Annotated in this window: 22 protein-coding genes and 1 pseudogene; 17 read left to right on the plus strand and 6 right to left on the minus strand. The window is 38.5% G+C overall.

From position 1 onward, the window contains the following. Window positions 1-14: 14 nt before the first annotated feature. Window positions 15-563 carry a serine protease inhibitor ecotin gene (gene eco / locus ACRWP9_RS11555; protein WP_434926137.1) on the minus strand — a complete coding sequence of 183 codons (549 nt, stop codon included), beginning with the start codon at window positions 561-563 and terminating at the stop codon, window positions 15-17. Window positions 564-803: 240 nt separating this feature from the next. Between eco and ACRWP9_RS11560 the strand changes: the two genes are divergently transcribed. Then, entirely contained in the window at window positions 804-1,835 is a 1,032-nt protein-coding gene (locus ACRWP9_RS11560) for a GGDEF domain-containing protein (RefSeq protein WP_434929040.1), read from the plus strand. 6 nt (window positions 1,836-1,841) lie between these two features. Here the strand turns inward: ACRWP9_RS11560 and ACRWP9_RS11565 are convergent, their stop codons facing one another. Further along, window positions 1,842-2,861, minus strand: a complete 1,020-nt coding sequence (locus ACRWP9_RS11565) for a GGDEF domain-containing protein (RefSeq protein WP_434926138.1) — start codon at window positions 2,859-2,861, stop codon at window positions 1,842-1,844. A gap of 401 nt (window positions 2,862-3,262) precedes the next feature. Between ACRWP9_RS11565 and ACRWP9_RS11570 the strand changes: the two are divergent. From ACRWP9_RS11570 to ACRWP9_RS11580, 3 genes and pseudogenes are all read left to right on the plus strand, one after another. Next, window positions 3,263-3,460, plus strand: a pseudogene (locus ACRWP9_RS11570) (IS3 family transposase); the annotation flags it as partial. A 295-nt stretch (window positions 3,461-3,755) separates the two neighbouring features. Next, window positions 3,756-4,412: a glutathione S-transferase gene (locus tag ACRWP9_RS11575; RefSeq protein ID WP_434926139.1), complete on the plus strand. Its 657-nt coding sequence runs from the start codon at window positions 3,756-3,758 to the stop codon at window positions 4,410-4,412. 238 nt (window positions 4,413-4,650) lie between these two features. After that, window positions 4,651-6,063: a LysM peptidoglycan-binding domain-containing protein gene (locus tag ACRWP9_RS11580; protein WP_434926140.1), complete on the plus strand. Its 1,413-nt coding sequence runs from the start codon at window positions 4,651-4,653 to the stop codon at window positions 6,061-6,063. Window positions 6,064-6,198: 135 nt separating this feature from the next. On the opposite strand, the gene ACRWP9_RS11585 is transcribed toward ACRWP9_RS11580, so the two are convergent. Next, complete coding sequence (locus ACRWP9_RS11585) at window positions 6,199-6,642, minus strand: SirB2 family protein (protein ID WP_434926141.1); 444 nt, start codon at window positions 6,640-6,642, stop codon at window positions 6,199-6,201. Window positions 6,643-7,178: 536 nt separating this feature from the next. Between ACRWP9_RS11585 and ACRWP9_RS11590 the strand changes: the two genes are divergently transcribed. Continuing rightward, window positions 7,179-8,918, plus strand: coding sequence for a DUF885 domain-containing protein (locus ACRWP9_RS11590; protein ID WP_434926142.1), 1,740 nt, complete (start codon window positions 7,179-7,181; stop codon window positions 8,916-8,918). 182 nt (window positions 8,919-9,100) lie between these two features. Here ACRWP9_RS11590 and ACRWP9_RS11595 read toward each other — a convergent pair whose 3' ends face one another. Next, a complete protein-coding gene (locus ACRWP9_RS11595) occupies window positions 9,101-9,847 on the minus strand; it encodes a phosphatase (RefSeq protein ID WP_434929042.1) in 747 nt (248 codons plus the stop codon). A gap of 241 nt (window positions 9,848-10,088) precedes the next feature. On the opposite strand from ACRWP9_RS11595, the gene ACRWP9_RS11600 reads away from it, so the two are divergent. The 6 genes from ACRWP9_RS11600 to ACRWP9_RS11625 all read left to right on the plus strand — a co-directional run bounded on the left by ACRWP9_RS11600 (window position 10,089) and on the right by ACRWP9_RS11625 (window position 17,544). Next, window positions 10,089-10,508, plus strand: coding sequence for a LexA family protein (locus tag ACRWP9_RS11600; RefSeq protein WP_226409880.1), 420 nt, complete (start codon window positions 10,089-10,091; stop codon window positions 10,506-10,508). A 2-nt stretch (window positions 10,509-10,510) separates the two neighbouring features. Further along, the gene (locus tag ACRWP9_RS11605; RefSeq protein ID WP_434926143.1) at window positions 10,511-11,767 is read left to right on the plus strand and encodes a Y-family DNA polymerase; all 1,257 of its coding nucleotides are present in this window, start codon (window positions 10,511-10,513) and stop codon (window positions 11,765-11,767) included. A gap of 266 nt (window positions 11,768-12,033) precedes the next feature. After that, window positions 12,034-12,303, plus strand: coding sequence for a hypothetical protein (locus ACRWP9_RS11610; RefSeq protein WP_434926144.1), 270 nt, complete (start codon window positions 12,034-12,036; stop codon window positions 12,301-12,303). Between the two features lie 752 nt (window positions 12,304-13,055). Continuing rightward, window positions 13,056-15,263, plus strand: a complete 2,208-nt coding sequence (locus ACRWP9_RS11615) for a nuclease-related domain-containing protein (protein ID WP_434926145.1) — start codon at window positions 13,056-13,058, stop codon at window positions 15,261-15,263. Between the two features lie 313 nt (window positions 15,264-15,576). After that, a complete protein-coding gene (locus ACRWP9_RS11620) occupies window positions 15,577-16,347 on the plus strand; it encodes a DUF4011 domain-containing protein (protein ID WP_434926146.1) in 771 nt (256 codons plus the stop codon). Window positions 16,348-16,384: 37 nt separating this feature from the next. Further along, window positions 16,385-17,544, plus strand: a protein-coding gene (locus ACRWP9_RS11625; protein ID WP_434925975.1) for an IS3 family transposase whose coding sequence is annotated in 2 segments (ribosomal slippage) — window positions 16,385-16,634 and window positions 16,634-17,544 — 1,161 coding nt in all. Because the reading frame shifts where the segments join, the coding sequence is not laid out codon by codon here. 561 nt (window positions 17,545-18,105) lie between these two features. On the opposite strand, the gene ACRWP9_RS11630 is transcribed toward ACRWP9_RS11625, so the two are convergent. Continuing rightward, window positions 18,106-18,324: a hypothetical protein gene (locus tag ACRWP9_RS11630; RefSeq protein WP_434926147.1), complete on the minus strand. Its 219-nt coding sequence runs from the start codon at window positions 18,322-18,324 to the stop codon at window positions 18,106-18,108. 187 nt (window positions 18,325-18,511) lie between these two features. Here ACRWP9_RS11630 and ACRWP9_RS11635 point away from each other — a divergent pair, with 187 nt between their 5' ends. Further along, window positions 18,512-20,083 (plus strand): DUF3369 domain-containing protein, encoded by a 1,572-nt coding sequence (locus ACRWP9_RS11635; protein WP_434926148.1) that lies wholly within the window; start codon window positions 18,512-18,514, stop codon window positions 20,081-20,083. Here ACRWP9_RS11635 and ACRWP9_RS11640 read toward each other — a convergent pair. Then, window positions 20,080-20,541 carry a hypothetical protein gene (locus tag ACRWP9_RS11640; protein WP_226415780.1) on the minus strand — a complete coding sequence of 154 codons (462 nt, stop codon included), beginning with the start codon at window positions 20,539-20,541 and terminating at the stop codon, window positions 20,080-20,082. The two genes, ACRWP9_RS11635 and ACRWP9_RS11640, sit on opposite strands and share 4 nt — an antisense overlap. 257 nt (window positions 20,542-20,798) lie before the next feature. Here ACRWP9_RS11640 and ccoN point away from each other — a divergent pair, with 257 nt between their 5' ends. The 5 genes from ccoN (at window position 20,799) to ACRWP9_RS11665 (ending at window position 24,615) form a co-directional block, all read left to right on the plus strand. Then, entirely contained in the window at window positions 20,799-22,232 is a 1,434-nt protein-coding gene (gene ccoN / locus ACRWP9_RS11645; protein WP_434926149.1) for a cytochrome-c oxidase, cbb3-type subunit I, read from the plus strand. Between the two features lie 12 nt (window positions 22,233-22,244). Beyond that, a complete protein-coding gene (gene ccoO, locus ACRWP9_RS11650) occupies window positions 22,245-22,859 on the plus strand; it encodes a cytochrome-c oxidase, cbb3-type subunit II (RefSeq protein WP_226415776.1) in 615 nt (204 codons plus the stop codon). Between the two features lie 9 nt (window positions 22,860-22,868). Next, window positions 22,869-23,045 carry a cbb3-type cytochrome oxidase subunit 3 gene (locus tag ACRWP9_RS11655; protein ID WP_226415775.1) on the plus strand — a complete coding sequence of 59 codons (177 nt, stop codon included), beginning with the start codon at window positions 22,869-22,871 and terminating at the stop codon, window positions 23,043-23,045. 5 nt (window positions 23,046-23,050) lie between these two features. Further along, a complete protein-coding gene (ccoP, locus tag ACRWP9_RS11660; protein WP_434926150.1) occupies window positions 23,051-24,019 on the plus strand; it encodes a cytochrome-c oxidase, cbb3-type subunit III in 969 nt (322 codons plus the stop codon). Between the two features lie 116 nt (window positions 24,020-24,135). Next, entirely contained in the window at window positions 24,136-24,615 is a 480-nt protein-coding gene (locus tag ACRWP9_RS11665) for a FixH family protein (RefSeq protein ID WP_434926151.1), read from the plus strand. Window positions 24,616-24,630: the final 15 nt, after the last annotated feature.

Below are 24,630 nucleotides of genomic sequence, written 5' to 3' on the forward strand. Positions count from 1 at the left end.
AATATATTACAGAGTTAGTTACCACTAAAGCTAAAAGGTGTTTCAGCGCGCCAAATGCGATATCTTAGCTGTGCATCATGTGGCAAGTAGTATATTTTTGGTAAACGGCTATCATAATTCTCATTTATACTTTCCCCTAGTATCACAAACTGAGTCGTCTTAGGCTCAGTGCACATCATCATGGTACTTGGGCCAGTCATTATTTTATCTACCTGAAAGTAATTATACCCCCAGCCTTCAACCGTTTTTTGTACAATTTCACCCATAAGTTTATGCCGATTACAATCGACTAACTTATTCTGACCAATTTCGATTTCAAGCATATACTGGTCTTCATTTGATAATGTAGGCAGTGTTATAACATGCTGTTTCATATTGTCATCAGGCTTAGGAAACATCTTAATTTGCTCTGAAGATACATAATCACTTGCGGTATACACATCTGTTTTAGCAGACAGAGTATTAAGTTGCTCTTGATAAACGGGACTTGTCGCCATCACATTAGCTGAAAATGATAGACCAGTTGATAAAAGTACAACTGATAATGGTAATACATAATTCATAAAAACCTCTTTGACGTCCAAATAATTACCTAATATATAATTGTAAACGCACAGAGATAACAAAAGGGTTAAAAATAAAATTAAATTTAATCTTTAACATTATAATAGAAATGGCTGATGCGGCCAGTAACAAATTAACACCTATTTACACGTAAACAATTGTTTTTCTGTAACAAGTGTGACATAACATTATTATAGTCATTAACACCAGTCACAATGTCATTAGGATAGTCGTAGATGATGCAGCATAACCAAAATATAGAGCAAACAGCAGATATTCTTAGACTCGCCGTACCTAAAATGACAGCGCTTAATATTCCCGTGACCCCAGAAAATTATGCAATTTGGTATGAGTATTTTGCCGAATCGAATCTTAATTTAAAAAGAGCTATTGATGGTTTAATTGCCAATGGAGTCGTGTTTACTCCCAGCGTCACTTCAGGTCTCTATAATCGCTTTATTGAAGAGCGTAGCCCAGAAATCATTGAAAATGTTCAGATTGAAACGCATATTCTAATAAAAAGCTTGTTTAATAAAATTGATCAAATGACCGAAGGTACAGCCTCATTTGGTGAGAATTTATCCGGGTTTAGTGAGCAACTACAACAAAACCCATCGTCAGAAATGTTGGCCGATTTAGTACTAAATATAGCGGCAGAAGTAGAGCAGGTTGTTGCTGATAATAATAGAATGAAATCTGATCTTGTCACACTTGGTGATGAACTGCTTAACTTAAAAGGTGAAATGGAAAATTTAAGTAAGGTGGCAATGACAGATGAATTAACCTCATTAAATAATCGTCGCGCATATGAAGTTTTTGCATTAGAGCAACTCACCTCTTTTCAAGAAACACAAACAGGCTGCTGCTTATTACTGATTGATATCGATAATTTTAAAGCCTTTAATGATACATATGGCCATCTGATAGGTGACAAGGTGCTAGCTTATGTCGCTTTAGCCTTGAAAAATGCCGTTAAAGGTGAAGATTTCGTTGCTCGTTATGGCGGTGAAGAATTCATTATCATGTTGCCAGACACCAAAATAAGTGATGCCGTGATTGTCGCCGAGAAATTAAGAACTCGCATATCCGCTAAACAGCTAACAATTGGTAAAGAGACTAAACAAAATCTTGGTCATGTTACGGTATCTATAGGGATTTCAAACTTTAAAACGGGTGATGATGTCGATACCTTACTTGCACGTGCCGATAAACAGCTTTACCTAGCGAAATCTGACGGTAGAAACTGCGTTAAATACTATATACAGGATTAAGCTTGTTTAATATTTTGGTACTGGAATTGAGCGATTACGGCCTAATCTTTTTGCTTCATAGAGATGCTTGTCGGCGTAATTAATTAACTGATCTATGGTTAACTGAGAGTGGTATTCTTCTATACCAATACTAATTGTTACGCTGATATCTTCCTCTTCCAGACTAAAAAGATGTTGTGATACTGCACAACGAACCCTTTCTGCAACATCAAAAGCTTTTACTTTATCCGTATCGGTTAATATAAAAAGAAACTCTTCTCCGCCCCATCGTGCGACATAATCTAAATCTCTTAAGTTATGATTAAATACCTTTCCAATATCAACTAACAGCTTATCCCCCGCATTGTGACCATACTTATCATTAACCTGCTTAAAATAATCGATGTCGCATAACAATACCGAAAAAGGCGCTGAAACGTCTGCAGTACTGACATATTGATTTAATATGCCTTGCGCATTTCTGCGATTATGTAACCCAGTCAGTTCATCAAAATGAGCAAGATGATGTAACTTAGCGTTAAGAACTAACGCATTGTTATACAATTCATTTCTAGAAAATTCATACAGGGCAGATAAAAAACTGATGGTTAAAAATGAATACAGTAGCCTAAGTTTAAACTCGGTAGGGTAAACAGCGTGGGGATAAATGTGTTGTGGCCAAAACATAATCAGACAACTTATTACGATAAAAATAACAATATTGATTAAGCCACGCTTGAAACCATGAATATACAAGGATACGGGAGGAACAATAAAAATCCACAGCGGTCCCGTTAAGGCAACTCCACCCGAGTAAATTAAGTAAAACATTAATACATAAAGTGAATAAATAACAATGTACGAACTTAACTTAACATGTTTTTTTTGTTTAACAAGATAGTAGGCAGCAGCATAAATGACACTAGATAGGCCTAAGGCTAGAAATAATATAAAATTACTATCGTAAATAGCAAAAAGCGCCATGGCGAAGGTGATTGACATGCCAACGAGGGAGAATAAAGCAATTACACGGGTTTGTTGCAACACGCCAAAGCTTTCGAGCTTAGTATCTGAATTATCTATGAATGTAATCCTTTTTATGATCAAAGGTAATAATTAATCAAATAATAACACCGCAATTGATATACGCAAGGTATCTAGTTACAACACTGTTAATAGATCCCTAGCTTTTTACAATAAAAATACAGTATCACTTTGTCTTTTGCTTGGTTAGCCCTCTAATAATTCAGATAACAATCTCGCCCTTTTACATATATCTCCTTGTATCAGGATATTTGTCGCCTCAATTAATTTACCAATAAACAGGGGGTGGTAAGTTAAAGTAAGTGAATTATTAAAGGCATCATGCTCTCAACCCTGCATTGTGGTAAAAGCAATTTAATACCTCAGGTTTAAACGTGTTCAAAGTAATTTCATCGGATAAAGAATCTGTAATTGATGCGTGTAACAGCGAAGCTTTTACCTCATTACCGTCAAGGCAAATTGTCCCCGGCTCGCCGAAAAAGGTGAGTATATTGCTTATGATTCAAGTTTCTACCGTGTATTGTATTCAGCATTACCAAAGTAAAGCGAAGCCGAGTAATTTTCATAAAAAGCCAACATGTTATACCGCTGAAAAAGCGAATTAAGTCATCCAAGCGGGACTAATGATAATCTATACTCAGCATCACTGTTTAGAACGGTAAGGGATTATCCACGGAGGTCTAGTTTGGTGATTATCTCACCCACAAGTCTAATCTGCTATTGATTATTTTCAATCATTGCTTGTTTATTGGCAGATATATAGCGGTTTACAACACACTCAGAGAGACGTTCGGTATTAGTGCATTTTTAATATAGTGACTATTAATGGCATCAGAGTTAAGTTAGCAATGTGATATAATATATTTTCTTTAAACGGATTACTGATGAAATAATTTCATGTCATTACCTGTTCTTTATTCTTTAAGAAATTGCCCCTATGCGATACGCGCTAGATTAGCTATATACGCCTCTGGTCAGCAGGTGTATTTACGCGATTTAGTATTGAGTAATAAACCCGCGGAAATGCTTGCTGTATCGCCTAAAGGGACTGTCCCTGTATTAGTCACACTTGATAATGCGGTGATTGATGAAAGTTTATCGATTATGCAGTGGGCATTTTCGCAAACCGATCCCAATGACTATCTCCACAAATCAGCACCCAATGCCTTAGCTGAAATGCGAGTTATGATTGAAAGGTTTGATAGTGAGTTTAAAGGACACTTAGAGCAATATCGCTGTTCTAAACGTTATCATGAGACTTCACTTCTTGATGACAGGCAAAAGTGTGAACCTTATCTAGCAGACCTTGAAAAGCGACTCTGCCAGCATCAATATTTAATGTCAGATAAACCAAGCCTGGCAGATTTAGCTTTAATGCCGTTTGTACGTCAGTTTGCCAGGGTAGAGCGGCAATGGTATTTGCAATCTCCTTATCCAAAGCTGCGTCAGTGGCTTAACGGTTATTTACAAAGCAGGATGTTTACCAAGGTAATGGCCCAGCAGCCAATGTGGTTAGACTTAAAAGCAGACGTTGTTTTTGGCAACCGTGTATAGGTTCATCTGCGATAGGAGAGTAATACTTAATTAACCCAATATTGTTTTCTATTATCAACACCTCTTTGTAAGAGGGATTGTTTCAGTATTCATCTGTTGTTGATATCGTTTCAACAGATGAGGCAGTTAAACATATGGCTAGAAAAATAAAACTAAATTACAATGTCTAACTTTTTGTTTAAAAAATTTGCGATCGAATCACATAAATATCGACGCCATTGCCAAGGAACATCTTTAATTGAGAACATCAATTTTTGTTATTGCTACAGGTTTTATCCTGTTAAGTGGTTGCCAAACCGTGACGGTTAAAGATGTCGAAACAGAAAAAATCTCTCGTAATCTTGATAATACAACATCATCAAAAGTGCCTAAGTCTTTAGTCCGCCGCCCGTATCAAGATAGTGGTGATGTGTGGGAACGTATCCGTTTTTCGATGGATATCCCTATTCCAGATGAACAGTTAGTTAATCAATATCGACAATGGTATATCAATAATCCACAGCATCTAGAACGTATTTCACAACGTGCGAAACCATTTTTATATTTAATTGTTGAAGAATTTAACGATAGAGACTTACCCATAGAGCTGGCTTTATTACCTATGGTTGAAAGCTCTTTTAATCCACTTGCTTATTCCAGCGCCGATGCATCAGGCTTATGGCAATTTACTTCTCCCATGGCCAGTCATTTCGGATTAGAAATGAATTGGTGGTATGACGGCAGAAGAGATGTCCCTGCAGCCACAACTGCAGCATTAGATATGTTGGAATACTTGTATAAAAAAACTGACAACTGGTTATACGCATTAGCAGCATACAATGCGGGTGAAGGGCGGTTGCGAGAGGCTATTCGATACAATGAAGCTAGGGGCTTAAGCACCGACTTTTGGGCTTTACCCTTACCCAAAGAAACCAGACAATATGTACCGCAATTACTGGCAATTGCAGATGTCATAAAACATGCCGAACGTTATGGCATTAACCTTCAATCAATTCCTAACAAACCGCTCGTTGAAGTGATTGATGTCGGTAGTCAAATTGATATCGCTGTAGCAGCCGACCTGGCGAATATACCCATTACTCGACTGCAAAAGTTAAACCCGGGGTTTAATCGCTGGGCAACATCGCCCGACGGACCACATCAATTGGTTGTGCCAGTCAGTAAAGTAAATCAGTTTAAAAAAGCGCTTGAAGACACCGATATTAGTGAAAGAGTTAAATGGTTCAAATATCAGATAAAAGCAGGTGACAATATAAGTGCTATTGCTCAACGTCATCAAATAAGCGTGTCTAAAATTCAAGAAATGAATGACATTAGTGGTGATCGAATTATCGCAGGCCAAATACTTTTTATGCCACATTTAACGTCACAAGTGATACTCGATGTAGAACTGGCGGCCGCCAAATCTTCTCAAGTGTCATCGAATAAACCCACAATGGCAAATACAGTTCGAACGCCTAAAGGTGAAACCGCCGTTAACGGTAACCACACAGTTCAGTATGGCGATACACTTTGGAGCATCGCCAGAGTATATAAAGTCAGTGTCGAGCAGATCACTCGCTGGAATAATATGACCGATAAAGACAGGTTAAGTGTGGGTAAGACATTAATGTTTTATCATCAGCCATATAGAAAACAACAAACTCAATGACCTTCGGGTAACACCTATCGTTAGGTAAAAAGCTCTCATGTCAAAATGGCTAGGTTGCTCTAAAGATCTGTTTTAGGATGACTAATATTGATGAGCTGCACCACTCGTTGTGCAGCTCCTTGTCATAGCACAGACCTAAGCAATAGTTGTTAGTATCGACTGGCTTAAATCAAAATAAACATTGGCATTTTCAACAATACCTTTTGATTTAAGATGATCAGCAAACCCTAATCGTGCACTCATCACTAGCCAAAATATGGCACTCAGCAAACCGACTACACGCCACAAGGTTGACTTTGCCCACTTAAGTGCCAACGTAATAGATAATACATAAAGTACAAATCCGCCTAACTTAGAAGAGGCCCAGCCGTTTACGAATGGATATAAGTTAAGTGGGTTAACCACGACAAGGTAGATAAAACTACAGATGAAAAGCGTGTACAAAACATGCGGACCGACCTTTAGCAGTTTGTTATTCACCTTGTCTGAACCTCTCATCGTTAACACAAAATTGATGATGAAAAATATAAACGTCAGTGCAATTATTGTCAGATGGGCGTGTTTAACTATCATGTACATGGTGTTATTCCCTAAAAAGTGATGTTGATTAAAACTGATGTTATCAATTTATTATTTAAAACAAAGATGATCCTAAGTGGCTGAAATCAAGCATTGGATTATAAGATCTTTATATTCTTATAAAGCTTTATGTTGTACTACGCGAAACAGCAACGTTAAGTTCAATCCTGCTTAAAATACCAAATCAAAGATACCTTAACGATTAAAAATATGACGTTCGATTTGCATGTTAACATTCAGTTCTTTATTCAATATTAATAGTACATTTATATTTCACATTAAAAGTGTTCTATCACGCAAAAATCTATGTATCTATATCTACCCTTGGTGATTAAGTGTATTGATGAAAAGTGCATCAAACTCGCGATAAAGCAAGCAAATTGAGATGACGTGCCACTCGGCTTACAATTCAATATTGATAACGATTCGTTACAGAATAGCTAACTGGGTGTTTATCTATTGGTGCTGAAATTCAGTTATAGTAATCGCCTAAAATAATAAGCCGAAATAAAGGCCAAATAAAAAGGATTTAGTCGATGTCAGGCAAAAAGCTCACCACAATAATCCCATTGCTGATGTTAGTTCCAATGACCGCTTCTGCGAGTACTTGGGTTGATGTGAGTAATCAATACACCAATAAACAGATCCAGATAACCAGCCAGTTTCAACCCGAAATGGCCAGCTCAATAGGTATTTCAGAAGCCGACAATCTGTGTAGCAGTATTACCAAAGCACAACAAGATAAGTACATTAAAACGCTTAATAACAGTAAGAAAACCTTACTAAAAGCACTGGAAATAGAAACTCTTTTACCTGTTCGCCAAGATCTTAATATTATTATCGACGATATTGACCAGACCATTTTGGCAGACCAGTTAGATGATAAGTACATGTTACCTTGGGTTGATGTCCCATTAATTATTTTTAGAGGGGTATCGGCATTATTGGATCAGCAAATGGCTGACAGCCGCAAACAAGCCGCTATAACGCGTTTGGCTTGTTATGTCGGGAAAACCGATCAACCCGCATTAACTGAGCAAGCAAAAACCTTGTTTGAAACCGCGTTAAACAATAAAGCATTACTCGGCCCAACTAAAGAAGAAGTAGAACAAGCATTAGCAAGGACCGACACTTTACTGCAAGGTTTACAGCAATTATTTGATAAAAATGACTTCAGTCAAGCGGACGATAATTTAGCGCTGTTAAAAAAACAAATTACAGATTACCGTCAATGGGCTGAAAAAACGGTTATTCCTCATGCGCGTACTGACTACAAATTGCCCTCTGAAATTTATGCGTTAAAACTTAAAAGTGCAGGAATTGATATAGACCCAAACTTGCTCATTGAACGTGCTAAAGCAAGTTACATGATCACCAAAGCGAACATGCAAGCTTTGGCTCCGTTAGTGGCAGCAAAGTTTGATATGCCATCGAGTGATTATCGCGATGTGATTAAAGCGCTTAAAAATGACTCATTAGGCAACGATAAAATTGAAAACCACTATCGCGAAATTAACACTAAACTTGAAGGCATTATTACTGCGCAAGCGGTTGTCGACTTACCAAAACGTAATATGATTATGCGTCTTGCCAGCGATGCAGAGGCCGCGGGCAGCCCAGCGCCGCATATGTTGCCACCCCCGTTTATTGGTAACACTGGCGAGCAAGGTCAATTTGTACTGACAACCGGCAACCCCGCATTAAGTGGTGATGCCGCTTATGATGACTTTAACTTTAACGCGGTTGCGTACACATTAAGTGCTCACGAAGGTCGACCTGGGCATGAACTGCAATTTGCCGTCATGCTAGAGCAAGGTGTGTCATTGGCTCGAGTGTATTATGCGTTTAATAGCGTCAACGTAGAAGGTTGGGCACTTTATGCTGAAGCTGAAATGCTGCCTTATTTACCCATTGAAGGCCAACTCATCGCCTTGCAACATCGTCTATTACGTAACGCCCGTGCCATGTTAGACCCGATGCTAAATTTAGGGTTAGCCACCAAAGAGCAAGCTTACAATTTATTAAGCAATGATGTGGTGTTCTCAAAAGCCGCAGTAAAACAAGAAGTAGACCGTTATACCATGCGTATGCCTGGACAGGCGGGCAGCTACTTTTATGGTTTATCAAGGTTACTTGAAATAAGAGCCGATGTTGAATTGGCCTTGGGTGACAAATTTGACCGTTTAGCCTTTAATAACTTTGTGCTAGAACAAGGCTTAATTCCACCACACTTAATGGCTGAAGCGGTTAAACAACGTTTTTTAACCCAAAACTAATCTATTAAGCGAGCTATACGGTCAGCGATAAGCTCAGCGATAAATTGATGATAAAAATCCCATTTAAAGAGCACTTTAATGGGGTTTTTTACTTAACATTCAATTCATTACTCGCGCCCAATAAACGCCATAACACTCACCACATACTCACATTAAAGCTGATGTAGTAAATCATTTTATGGCTAATCGATTAACACCGCGTATTCATCTAAATTGGTGTGGCCTCTTGCCGTTAAAAATGACAGTAATGCTTCAGGGCTGCGATTTAATAATCGCTCGATTGGAAAATCCACAGCATCAATAACTTCAATGCACTTTTCAAAGCCGCCCAAGCTAAATGCAACGTGAGAGTCCGATCCCATCACTAATAATCCGCCAGCGTGTTTCACTGCACTCGCAATGTCAGTGCAGTTAGCTAAACTGCCTTTACGAGAGGTTAAGAAAGACGAGTTATTAATTTCAAGCGCGACATTGTGCTCAGCGGCAGCTTTCGCAACCCGTTTGATATCAATCGGATATGACGGATTCCCGGGGTGGGTAATGATGTCAACGTGGCCACTTTCAATGCAATTGATAAGTGCTTGTGTATGCGCTTCTAGGCTAGATGGTGGGAATACTGGCTCATGAAAACCCGCCAAGACAATATCGAGATCGGTTAAATAGCTGCCGTAAAAATCAATTTCACCTAGATCATTTTTTATATTTGCTTCAATACCGCGCAGCATACCAACACCATCCACAATTCTTGGCAATACTCGCATATTCACAAAATGCCAAAAGTGGGGCGCATCTGCCATATCAGGCCCATGATCGGTAATAGCAAAAAGTTTAATACCTTTAGTTTTGGCTATCGAAAAATACTCATGAACAGTACTGTATGCGTGGGTTGAAGCTATGGTGTGTGCGTGGGTATCAACAGAGAATTTAATCACGGATCTGGCTCTCTTTATCAAAAACATAAACAAACAGTTTACGCTGTAAAGCATCTATTCTCTATTAAATATGCGCGGTTTAGACCAGTCATAAATCGCCCCCGACTTAAATTCCCTTGTTGATTGATCTTGCCCTAAAACTAAAAAATAGGGTGATGATTTTTTGATTTTAATTAAAAACTGGCAATAATCCTTCAATATAATACAATAACTGTATATTTATACAGTGGTGTTTATTATGCGCATTATTCCTATTCATGCCAGTGCGGGGATTACCGGTTTTGAAAGTCCTGCATCTGAGTATTTACAGTTATCGTTAAGCCTAGATGAACTATTGATTGAACATCCTAATGCCACTTTTATTGGCGTCGCGAGTGGTGACTCAATGCAGGGCGTCGGTATTTTTTATGGCGACCTATTGATTGTTGATCGCCATGAAACCGCCCGTCATGGTGATGTGATTGTTGCCAATTTTAATGGTGAGTTTGTGTGTAAAATTCTGGATAAAAACCGCAGGTTATTATTGTCATCTAATGAGTTATATCAGCCGCAAGCGATAAACTATTATGACTCATTCAATATTGAAGGCGTGGTGATTCGCTCTATTCGTTGTCATCGCCAAAGCCCTTTACTGGCTAGCTCGCCCCAGGTGAGTTAACCATGTTTGCTTTAGTTGATGCGAATTCATTTTATTGCAGTGCAGAGCAGGTCTTTCGTCCAGACTGGCGCGGTAAACCCATTATAGTGTTGAGTAATAACGACGGCTGCATAGTTGCGGCTAACCGTCAGGCTAAAGAGCTTGGCGTACCAAAGTTTTCGCCTTACTTCCAGGTTAAACACTTGTGCCAACAAAAAGGTGTTATAGCCTGCTCAAGTAACTACGAGCTTTATGCCGATTTATCGATGAAAATGATGAGTATCATTGGCCGTTTTGCCCCCGAACAGCATGTGTATTCCATCGATGAAAGCTTTCTTTCATTCAAGCAGTGTTATCCCGCCATTCAATGTTTACGCACCCAGGGTCAATTAATTCGTCGTGCAGTATGGAAAGAAGCGCGTCTGCCGGTTTGCGTGGGCATGGGACCCACCTTAACCTTAGCGAAAGTGGCCAATCATGCCGCGAAGAAAATACAAGTCTACAAAGGTGTTTGTGTAATTGATAACGAGCCTGAGCGAATAGCTATTTTACAATCAATGAGTACCGGTGATGTTTGGGGAGTGGGTCGGCGTATTAGTAAAAAATTAGCTTTAATGAATATCAATAGTGCACTTGAACTGGCCAATATGCCAGCAGGATTAGCACGTAAACAATTCAGCATTGAAATTGAACGTACAGTGCGCGAGTTAAACGGGCAGGTATGTAAAGTATGGGATGAGGCGAGGGCAGATAAGCAACAAATTTTTTCTACCCGCAGTGTCGGTGAGCGTATTGTTGATTATGACTCATTGCTGCAAGCATTAAGTAAACATGTTGGTATTGCGGCGGTAAAGGCACGCAAGCAGGGAACACATTGCAAAACAATGATGCTGTTTGCCAGTAACTCACCCTATGATGACCATCCCGTCAACTTCAAAGTACTCGTATCATTTGCATGCCCGACAAATTGTACCAAAGAGTTAACCCAGGCCATGAGCAACGCAGCAGTAAAACTATTTAGAACCGGTGTTCACTATTACAAAATTGGCGTAGGTCTGCTTGATTTAAGCTGTGAAAAACACACCCAATTCGATTTATTTAACCAACCTAAAGCTAATCCAGCATTGATGAAAACGCTTGATGCTATCAATCAACGCTATGGCACAGATACCTTATTTGTAGCCGCTCAAGGTATTGAGCATAAATGGGCCATGCGACGAGAATTACTGACGCCGCAATACACAACTAATTGGAAAAGCTTGCCAACAATTAAGTGCTAAAAAACAAGCCAATCTAAAAATCGTAAGGTAACTTGCACAGGCTGAACATTCCGAAACGAAGATAAAAGTGTTAGTCGATGATATTGTCGTCTCAAAAAATGTCGTTACGGTGCACAAAATCCAATCAGATTATCAACACAGATAAATTTTACTCAACCTTAACGTTACATTCTTGACGGCAATGCTCGAATAATTCGGAGTTTACGCTATTGCTTACACTATGCTTGCGGCATAATGACGTTAAGTATTTAAACAGAGTCGTTATAATGGATAATCAGCAAGATAGTTACATGACTGAAGAAACACTCATTGAAGTCGTCGAAAATCAAATCGCCGACAGTGAACCCAAAAAAGTAAAAGAAACCCTAATGCGTTTAGTCATGACAGGTACACCGCGTGAAGACGCTATTCAATTGATGGCTTGCGCGTTGGCTATCGAAGTTTTCGATGTCATGAAAAATGGTGCCTCTTTTAACGAAATACGTTATAGCCAGCATTTGGATGCACTACCGAATATAGATTGGATGGAAGATTAATAACAACTCATAAATTCCAGTTTTGTTAGTCCCGATAAATGTAGAGGTCAAAAAATGTTGCCACCGGTAGAGTTTGAAAGTTCTCAACTCAAAGTGTCTAGTTTGACTTGACCAGTAAAGATAATTTTTTGATGATAATATCTACAGTCGTTATGTTTGAGTATTATTTGACTTGTGATGATAATCGTTTAGTTTTTATGCAAAGCTTTCTTTTTGACTAACTCAAATCAAAAACATACTCATGGATTTTAAAAGATCAGCAGCTCAAATAGGTTAATAAAGCGCGCAGATTAAGATGCTGCATCGTTAAGGTGCAACAAAACCACCACCGTAAATATAATGGTCAAATTCAAAAAACAACATCCAAGAGTTACGAAGTGAAACAAAAGTCATTTGGGGTATTCGGTAAATCATAGACTTAGAAAAATTTGTCTCATTCAGAAACGCTAAATTCTCAAACTTTCTGACTTTAAGCGCTTTTTTCTCAAACATTTTGACTTTAAGCGCATAACAGATATCAATGTAATGTACTGAGATGAAAAGAAAAGTTGGCTTTTTTATTTATTAATAGTATATGTATTTATAGATATAAAGTAAATGAATTCGAACTCTTAATTTCTATTGTTAACATAGCTTTAGTGCGATGCAAATGTAACTAAAGAAGTGACTTGAGTTGTCTCTTTTCAGATATGCCTAATGAATAAGGCAAGTATTTGATATTTTACCTAATAATATTGTGAATGGATTCCTTGATGTTAGATCGTAAACAGAATTACTTTGAAAAACTTTTTTCACAATTCAAAGCCTCTCAGAATGAAGAATTTGCATACCAGCAAGTCCTTGAAGTTTATCTCTATAGAAAGCCTACTAAAAAAAGCTTGTCGATTGTTAATCGAGAAGAATACTTTTGGCATTCGACATTTATTGATGGTTTCCCACCTAATCTGTTTGAATCCGATGATTTTGTCTTAGCCTTAGCCCGTTATTTTGCACATGACCTCACTTCTAATCTCAAGTTTATCTCAATGGTATTAGCTCAATCGCCAACAACTGTCATAACGGCGATCAGAAGATCTGAAATAGTCCTTAAGAAAGAGCATGTCAAGTGGCATGAAATTAACCAGCTATCGAGCCAATACCCAAATATACTGGAAGGTTTGATTGAGACATGTCATCAATTCCAACAAGCTCACGAAGATAGGAAAGGGCTGATAGAAAAGTACAGCAGTCCATTTAAAGATATAACTTTATTCGAGTTTTTGTCATTTTCTGCTGTATATTTTTTCAAATATCAAATAGAACAAGCCATATCATTTGACGGTGGAGTGATAAGTGTAAACTCAAAATTGAGAGCGTTAACAGAGTTAATACATTGGAAATTAAGACATTCAGCAGATTCAGACTTCCATCTGAATGATAACAAAATCGGTAAATCACTAAAAAAGTATCATGTTCCATTAGTTTTCCCATCTAATGAAGACAGTGCTGTTGCAGAATCATTACTGAATACGTTTAGTCAGTTGATGCAAGTACAAGTTGAACTCGATGAGTTTTTGTCTCAAAGCGTACATCCATTTTGTTTTGACGATTCATTACATTTCTCTGTTAAAAGTGGCAGGTTGATATTTGAGCGTTTTGATAAAGGTATAATTAATAATTGGGATCGTAATGGGAACAGACAGCAACTTCTGAAAGGTTACTGGTTTAATATTGCGATGGAGGAATTTATTGCCTCAGGAATGGCCAGTGTACAAATGGGTTCTGCAGAAAACCATGACAGCAATCAATTCGCTTATGTAAAAGCCATAGCTACTAAGCTGGAACTACAGAAACTTTATGGTTTTGAAGAGTTTGTAAAACTCGACAACGGGTTTAACGTTAACTTATTCCAAGCGTTACTATCGTTAGAACTCATGATTGCTTTTTATTTAAAAGAGAACATTGAAGCGTTTTATTATGAACATGCTCAAGTAGGTGATTGGCAGCAAGCTGCCGGAATGGTTGCAATTAAAGGTTTATCAACTGGTCAAAATCGATTTCCCATTACCTGGTCTTTGTGGAAGGAGAAAGTAAACAACATCGTTGGATGGACTGTTTCCAGAGACTTTCCCAAAGGGAGCATTAAGGCTGCGGAAGCTATTTTAGAGTTTTGGTGCCTTGATATGAAAAAGCTCAGTAACGAATTACACCAATCGCAATTTGAAAAAATTCAACCACTTTATGAAAAACCCGTTTTCAAAATTGGCAGTCATTGTGTTCAACTTCCTTTGTTAATGTTTACGCAGTATAGTTCGGTGAGTGCAGTGAATAATCTTCGTCGTTTTGCCAATCTGCGTAGTTCATTAAAAGACGAAACGACAAGAATCGAAAATCAGTTGGGTGATGCATTCGAAGGCCGTGGCTTCAATGTCATAAGAAATTATACAGCAAATACACCAAACGGGATTGAAGCTGGTGAGATTGATTTAATTTGTGTCATAGACAATATTATCTTTATAATCGAAGTTAAATCAACATATTACCGTACGACTAAATCTGAGGTGTTTCAACACCGAGATCGTACATTACGTAAAGCGGGTATACAGGTAAGGAAAAAAGTCGAAGCAATTAAGGATGATCTACATTTAAATAAAGAACTTAGAAAAATATTAGGTTTAACGATTGAAATACCTAAAATTAAAGGGTTAATTGCTGATACGTCACTCGAGTTTGACCATGACTATTTCGCCGGATTTATGAAAGTGAGCATTGAAGAGCTTTTGATTGCACTGGCAGATAATGCTCATTTTTTGTGTAATCAAGAGAAAGAAATTACATCGTCAATGGCATCAGGTAAAGAGGTTGATTTTTCTTCAGAACATTTTTCTTTATATCCATCAGGATTTAATGGCAAAGAGTTTCTAAGGGTAATCGAGGAATCAGTTGTTTGGGAAAAGGCTGAGTTAATATTTCAACCATAAGCCCTTTCTAAGGGCATATAGGTTATATTATGCTGCTAAATTCAGTGTTACCTGTTTTCAAGCTCACTATTTATTGAATATGTTGCATTTTTGAATCTAGATGACTCATATTTAATAGGAAAATGGAAATACCATCATCCTAGTGTTGATCATTTCTGAGCATCTATCCATAATCGAAGTAACAAAGAAACGTTTGAGTTGCTACGAATACATTTCATAGCCTTTAACATACGAATTATGATCTCATTTGCCCTATTTCACTGACTTTTATGAAATGTTAGCCACGGGTAATCACATGGAGAGTGAGATATCTATGGATGAATTTTCAACATCTGCTTTAAATGATAATTTTGCATTCGATTCACTTCAATCTATTCGAAATCGCTTATTAGACCTAACTAACCGCAATCGTCTTCTTAATTTTAAACATACGACAAGCGGGTTAATTCGAATTATCGATGAGATGCCTGATCAGCTTGCATATGAACTTTTGGAAAATCATCAATTCAAATTCATTCCTGTTGATGAGCCGACAAGAGAACAATTGATAGAGCATGGATACATATCGATAGATGATAAAGGCCGTGAAGTAAGAATAAAATCAGATCCTAACGCAAAAGAATGGGCTCAAATACTAGGTTTAAATATCAGTTTTGATTTACCACTTAGCCATAAAACAACTGATAAAAAACATAGTGATTCAAATATCCAGTCAATGCTTTACCCTCGAGAATTAGAAGCTCAATTGAGAAATATCCGTTCTAAAGCGAATACCGCAATTGAAGAAACTGGTGCTAATATTTTGTACTTAGCATTCGGTTTTCTTGAATGGTTTGAAGATGATAGTTCTGATTTACCTAGACAGGCACCATTATATTTAATTCCTGTAAAAATTGACAAAGCTGCGCTAGATAAAGAGCTTGGTACATACACTTATACTATTGAATATAGTGGTGAAGATATTATTCCAAATTTATCTTTGAGTGAAAAACTCAAACACGATTTCTACCTTCACTTACCTGAAATAAATCAAGAAAGCTCACCTGAACAATACTGTTCTGGTCTAATTCCATCGGACACTTAATTTTGAGACAGTATGGTCAATAAATTAAGAGGTCAATATGAGTCTAAAAAAATCACATAAGAGTTATCCGCAGGTATTTAAAGATGAAGCCGTCTTGATGGTGCTAGAGCAAGGTTATAGCGTTGCTGATGCAGCAAAGTCTCTTGGGGTTAGCACTAGCCTGCTTTACAACTGGAAGGAAAAACACCAAGCCCTGCAACAAGGTATCACCTTAGAAGAATCTGAGCGTGATGAGTTGAAACGATTGCGTAGAGAAAACAAAGAATTACGCATGGAGAAAGAAATACTAAAAAAGGCAAGCGCCTTCTTTGCGAGAGAAATGAAGTAAAATTTCGCTTCATCAAACAGCAATCTAACCGGTTCCCTATCGCACTCTTATGCCGAGTAATGAGTGTCAGTAAGTCAGGCTATTACGATTGGCATAAACGCCCAGCAAACGTGATAAGCCTTGAAACACTGAAGCTTTATCGCCTTGTTAGACAGCTATTTAAGCAAAGTCGAGGCAGCTTAGGAAATCGTGAAATGGTGAAGAAATTGCGCAAGGAAGGCTACCAGGTTGGTCGCTATCTCGTTCGTAAAATTATGCACCGCCTTCGACTCAAAGCTACCCAGCGACGAGCTTACAAGGTGACTACACAGCGCAAACATTCAGATGCAGTGGCTGATAACCTGTTAAACATGAACTTTAACCCAGTATCGGCTAATGAGGTTTGGGCGGGTGACGTGACCTATTTAAAGACAGGTGAAGGCTGGATGTATTTAGCAGTGGTAATGGATTTATATTCACGCCGGATTGTTGGGTGGCACATAGACAAACGCATGACTACAGATTTGGTATCCAAGGCATTAATGAAAGCCTACAACCTGCGCCAACCGGCCAGAGGGCTGGTATTTCACAGTGACCGAGGCTCACAGTATACCAGTAAGCAATTCGGTAGGCTGCTATCGAGCTATGGTATCCGAGCCAGTATGGGTGATGTGGGTGCGTGTTGGGATAACGCAGTCGTTGAGCGTTTCTTTGGCAGCTTGAAACACGATTGGATTTTTAACGTTGCTCAACCAACAAGGGAGTTTATGAAGCAAGATGTGACTGCTTACATGAAATATTACAACTTGGAGCGACTTCATTCTGCTAATGGTGATCTGTCACCGGTAGAGTTTGAAAATTCTCAACTAAAAGTGTCCAGTTTGGCTTGACCAGTACACTGAACCACAACAGCACATACTAAAACACACTGACAATCAAACCAAAAACATACCACAGGATTTGAAAAAGTCAGGTGATAAAAACAACACCAAAAAGCGCTCTGAATAGAATATTGCACCAAAGTTGTGCGCTGAAATCGTTTGTTTAAATATAACCATCTGATTTTAAATACTAAAAGACCAGATCCACTAAGGTGAGACAAAACTCATTTGGTATGAGAAACCACAAGATGTAGGGACGTTATGGTAATTCACAAATATCCTATTTAACATAATATACATTGTGCGCAGTTATATGAGGTGTGGTGATAGTGGCTATTTGTGCCTAAATGGCGCTTCTTCTGTGATTAAACTCAAATGGCCGTTGCAGTGCTCACATGCAATGAATAACGACTCGTCCGTGACTACCTTTACTCGAGTGTTGAACCGCTACTGCACCAGAATGTGAAACGATTTTTTTGGCGCCCGTACAAAATATTCAATGCGTTATCAGTATCATAAGTACGCTCAGCCATATTACAGCGCTAGAGAAAAGATATGATGTGACTAAGACTACACCAAGACTTTGGCCTCGTTATTAGACTCCACTAGTGATGAATGACAACTGATGTTCTGACAATGAATTCTGTTCTGACAACACCACAGGCACAACTGCCAAATAATCTGTTTGCTTGCTTTATCTAAGCATTGAATGTCGGCGGCACATAGGTGACCTTCGTTAATCAACTGTGCAATTTTATGCTCACTTAAACCAATATTAACGTTTTTCATATTCATCCCCATCTGAGTCATTAATCTATTATATGTTTTTGAGAATGATTATCAAATGCATTTGTGTGACTTTGTAATAGTTTTGTTTTTAAATTCATTTTGTTTTATTAATTAATATCTGGTCTACACTTAATCTGAATTAAAAAATAGATTCATCTTCACAATTTTCAGTAAGAGAGGTGAGCAAATGCTTTTTGATATTGGGAAGAAAAAACCTTTGTTTTCAGAAAGAACCAATAAAGACCAACCGCCATCGCTTCCACCTTGGAAAATTCTAATTGTTGACGATGAACCAGATATTCATTCAGTGACTAAACTGGCACTATCTCGGTTTAAGTTAGATGGGCGATCGCTGGTATTTATAAATGCTTACAGTGGGTTGCAAGCTAAGGAGTTGTTACAACAAGAAAATGATATTGCGATAGCATTTATCGATGTTGTGATGGAAAGTGATCATGCAGGATTAGAGTTAATTAAATGGATCCGTGAAGATTTTAATAATCGAACCATGAGGATTATTTTACGTACCGGACAACCTGGCCAGGCTCCAGAAGAAGATGTGATTGTTAATTACGATATCAATGACTATAAAGCAAAAGCTGAACTTGATGCCCGCAAGTTAATGACCAGCGTGTACTCTGCCCTGCGCTCTTATCGCGATATTATGGAAATTGAGCAAGCCAGAATATCCCAGGCACAACATCGCCAAGGTTTAGAAAGGGTTTTACAAGCAACATCTGGTTTATTCGAACTACGTACCTTACACCGTTTTGCTGATGGATTATTGAATCAAGTGGCATCGCTACTTAATTTAAGTAATGAGACTCTTTTGTTAACATGTAACGCAATTGATGCAATTAGTGGCCATGTTGACAGTAAAAGTTTTGAAATTCTTGCCGGTACGGGCCGCTTTCAAGGCTGTGATGAAACTGCATTACCAGAAGATATTATCTCGTTACTCAATAAAGCATTAGATGAGAGAAAATGCCTTTATGAAAATAATTGCTTTATTGGCTATTTTCCAACCAAGTCAAGTCAATGGATTAATATTTTATACATGGATGGCATTGATAAAATAAGTGATCTTGATAAGAAACTTGTCGATATTTTTGCTATCAATGTGGGGGTGGCATTTGAGAACTTACTGTTGAGTCAGGAGGTAGAAGATACCCAATCTGAGTTAATCTTGCGTCTTGGTGATGTGGTTGAAAGCCGCTCTAAAGAGGCCGCAAATCATGTTAAACGTATGGCTGAATATTGCTACGAGTTAGCACTATTGGCTGGATTATCACAAAGAGACGCTGATTTAATTAAACGCGCTTCCCCTATGCATGATGTTGGCAAAATTGCCACCCCAGATTACGTGCTGCTTAAACCCGGTAAATTGGATGGTGATGAATGGGATATTATGAAGCAACACCCTACTATTGGTTATCAAATTTTAGCTAATTCAGAGCGACCTATTTTAAAAGCCGCGGCAATTATATCCTTACAACATCATGAAAAATATGACGGTTCAGGTTACCCCCAAGGTATTTCAGGCACGGATATTCATATTTTTGCTAGAATTGTGGCTATTGCTGACGTGTTTGATGCATTAGCGCATAAACGGTGCTACAAGGAAGCCTGGCCTTTAGATGAGGTATTAGCAGAAATGAGAAGGAATTCTGCCAGCCATTTTGATCCCGACTTATTAACCTTGTTTATTGATAACATAACAATATTTGAAAGTATAAAAACACATTGGTTAGATTGTTAATTAGCTGATTTGTGTTGCGCATCAGCAAGAAAATCGAACCAAACAGAACGAGAAACACCTTCATGTTCAAATGACACGTTTGCGCGCCAAATCATATAATTGCTGCTGCAAGAACCGTATATCAATTGAGCATCAAATGATTGAGAGTTGGTCTTTTGTAAAAAGACCGGAATAATACCCATAAACATATCACGTCCTTCCACTGTCATTTTGACATCTGTGACCGGGATTGAAAATTGTATTGAAAGATCTATTGGTGATTCACTTGGTGCATTTGGCTGCTTAAATGTTAGCTGAACTTCAACATTATCAACTTTCTGATTACAAGACCCCGTATAAAAGTCGCACAAACTGGTATCGGCTTTAAAAGATGATTCAACTTCAACTTTATTGGAGTCGCATGCTATTAAAAAACATAGTGAAAATAAAAAAATACCTAAAAGTGACTTCTCTAGCACAATATTTAACCTAATTATTCAAATTGATAACATTATCTTTCAGACATTGATCTAGATCAAGATTCTACACTCGAGTTAAGTTTCTTTTTTGATCTAGCTCAAGTATCATTGCACCACCACGCGTTTGATAGCTATTTCGCGTGTCAACACCTTGACAGTACTTGATAAACAAGACAGTAAGTCTTATTTAATCAGATATTGTCTACTCAACCGGTAAAGTCTAACTTTGCCAATAAGTAATAAGCCGTGGAAGCATTATGATGAACCATTCCCAGTCTACAGGCGCTGATTACAATTACACTATTGTCCGCCAATTTGCCTTAACCACAGTTTTGTGGGGTATTGTTGGTATGTCAGTAGGTGTATTGATTGCTGCTCAGTTAATCTGGCCGCAACTGAACTTCGACACGCCTTGGTTAACGTATAGTCGTTTACGACCACTACACACCAATGCCGTAATTTTCGCGTTCGGTACTTCAGCTCTTTTCGCTACATCCTACTATGTTGTACAACGTACCTGTCAAACCCGTTTATTTGCGCCTAAATTAGCCGCATTTACTTTCTGGGGTTGGCAATTAATTATTCTATCTGCTGCGATAACATTACCTATGGGTTTCACCCAGGGTAAAGAGTATGCTGAATTAGAGTGGCCTATTGATATCGCGATTACCATTGTTTGGGTATCTTATGCGATAGTCTTTTTTGGCACTATTGTTAAAAGAACGACCTCGCACATTTATGTGGCGAACTGGTTCTTTGGCGCATTCATCATAACGGTTGCGGTGTTACACATTGTTAACTCAATGGCGGTTCCTGTGAGTCTGACTAAGTCATACTCAATTTACTCAGGTGCAGTAGATGCAATGGTGCAATGGTGGTATGGCCATAATGCGGTTGGTTTCTTATTAACAGCGGGTTTCCTTGGTATGATGTATTACTTCGTACCTAAGCAAGCTGGGCGTCCTGTTTATTCATATCGCTTATCAATCGTTCATTTTTGGGCTTTGATAGCATTGTATATTTGGGCCGGTCCTCACCACTTACATTACACCGCTTTACCTGACTGGACTCAGTCTTTAGGTATGGTGATGTCGTTAATTTTGTTCGCACCTTCTTGGGGCGGAATGATTAACGGTATTATGACGTTATCAGGCGCATGGCATAAACTGCGTACTGATCCCGTGCTTCGTTTCCTTGTTGTGTCATTATCTTTCTATGGTATGTCTACCTTTGAAGGCCCAATGATGGCAATTAAAACCGTTAATGCGTTATCTCATTATACCGACTGGACTGTAGGTCACGTTCACTCTGGTGCATTGGGCTGGGTAGCAATGGTTTCTATCGGTTCTTTATATCATTTAATACCTGTGTTATTTAGCCACGGTCGTATGTACAGCACTAATTTAGTCAACGTGCATTTCTGGCTAGCAACAATTGGTACTGTGTTATATATCGTTTCTATGTGGATTTCTGGTGTGATGCAAGGTCTGATGTGGCGTGCAGTTAACTCTGACGGTACATTGACTTATAGCTTTGTTGAAAGCTTAGAAGCATCTTATCCTTTCTACTTCGTTCGCTTTATTGGTGGTGTATTCTTCTTAACAGGTATGTTCATTATGGCATACAACGTAATACGTACTGTTAAAGCACCTAAAGATTCATTGCCAGCACTTGCTGAAGCAAAAGCATAAGGAGCAGATACGATGAAATTTAGTCATGAGTTAATTGAAAAAAATGTCGGTTTGCTCGGTATATTTACTGTTATCGCCATTAGTTTTGGTGGTTTAGTGCAAATTACCCCGCTTATCTTTCAAAAAGATACCACTGAGCCAGTAGAAGGATTAATTCCTTATACTGCATTACAGATTGAAGGTCGCGATATATACGTTCGTGAAGGTTGTTATAACTGTCACAGCCAAATGATCCGTCCTTTACGTGCCGAAACTGAGCGTTACGGTCACTATTCTGTTGCTGGTGAGTCTGTTTGGGATCACCCTTTCCAATGGGGTTCTAAACGTACAGGTCCTGATCTTGCACGTGTTGGTGGTCGTTATAGCGACAAATGGCATGAAGTGCATTTAATCAATCCTCGCGATGTGGTACCTCAGTCAAATATGCCAGGTTTTCCTTGGCTTATGGACAATATCTTAGACGGTAAGTTGACCCAGAAGAAAATGGAAATTTTAAGTAATTTTCATCCTGAAGATAAACTTTACACCGAAGAAGAACTGGCCGGTGCTCAAAAAGCGGTTGAAGGCAAAACAGAAATGGATGCACTAATCGCATACTTACAGTCTTTGGGGCACGCACTCAAGTAGGAGGTAATGATGGATTACGGCACTTTTCAAGGCATTTTAACCATTATTGTAATGGTGACGTTTGTGGGTATTTTTTTCTGGGCATACAGTAAGCACAGCAAGTCGAAATTTGACGAAGCGGCTAACTTAGTATTCGCAGATGATGAAAAACCAACAAAGTCGCAAGACTCAGGAGAGCAGAAGTAATGATTATGAGTAACTTCTGGAGTATTTGGATTACCGTACTCACACTAATCGTGATTGCAGGCTGTTTTTTCATCCTTCGTAAAATGTCGCAAAATAATACCGGCATTGAAGAAGGCGAATCAATGGGCCATAGTTTCGATGGTATTGAAGAGCTCAATAACCCACTACCTAAGTGGTGGGCTTATATGTTCTATATTACTATCGTTTTTGGTCTGATTTATTTAGCCATGTACCCAGGACTTGGTAACTATAAAGGCCTATTTGGCTGGACCAGTTCAAACCAAAGCATTGGTACAGAACAAGGTATAAAAATTGATTCTGCCGCTGCGTTGGAAGCTGCAAAAGCTGAAAACCGTTTATCTCAGTATGACCGTGAAGTGGCACATGCTGACGAAAAATACGGCCCAATTTTTGATGCCTATTTAGCGACACCTTTAGAAGAGCTAGTAAAAAATGAAGAAGCACTGAAAGTAGGTGGTCGTCTATTTTTACAAAACTGTTCGCAATGTCATGGTTCAGATGCCCGTGGTTCAAAGGGCTTCCCTAACCTTACAGATAAAGACTGGCTGTATGGCGGTGAATTAACAGACATTAAGACTACATTGATGAATGGTCGTAATGGCATGATGCCCCCTAAAGGTGGTTTACCCATTGAAGAAAGCGAGTTTAAAGGCTTAGCTGAATATGTGGTTAAGCTGTCTGGTGGTGAACATGATGAAACACTTGCTGCGCAAGGCCAAGGTTCATTTATGAAAGGCTGTTTTGCTTGTCATGGTATGGACGGTGGCGGTAATAAGTTCATCGGTGCGCCTAACTTAACTGACAATATTTGGTTATATGGTAGTAGTCGTAGTGATATTATTCATACGATACAATACGGTCGTGCTGGTGTGATGCCAGCATGGAAAGACATATTAGGTGAAGAGAAAGTTCACGTAATTACTGCTTACGTATATAGTTTATCAAACAAATAGTTACATAACTGTAATAGTGAAGGCCTCGTCTCAAACGAGGCCTTTTTTTTAAGTGATAATTAAGCAGTTAACCTGTAAAATAGTCTTATAGAAATCAGACTAACTTAGGAATCCCCATGTCAGATATTCAACCCTGGTATAAGCAGTTTTGGCCTTGGTTTTTAATCATATTGCCACTTTGTGCCGTTGTTGCCAGCTTTAACTTATTGTATATCGCCTTAGATAACTCTGACTCATTAGTGGCAGAAGAATACTACAAAGAAGGTAAAGCCATTAACCAAGATTTACGTAAAATAAACCATGCAAAAAAAATTGGTATGCAGTATTTGGCGAAAATTAATGACAATATGATTGAGATAACCCAGCACGGAGGCCCCGCCTATACTGCTGCTTTGAGTATCAATTTTTATCACAGAACGCTTGAAACACAAGATATTGATTTAAAAGTGACTGCTGATGGTTTAGGTATTTATCGGATCCCGCTAGATGAGTCTATTATGGGCCCTTGGGAAATTCGTATTGAAGGTTTTGATGCTACATGGCGCATTCAGCAACGTATAGATATAACAGATAACGTTGAGTATTGGTTAAACTAACCCGAGCTGTGCCTA

The organism is Shewanella sp. HL-SH2, assembly GCF_051164935.1.
In the GTDB taxonomy this organism is placed as follows: domain Bacteria; phylum Pseudomonadota; class Gammaproteobacteria; order Enterobacterales; family Shewanellaceae; genus Shewanella; species Shewanella glacialimarina.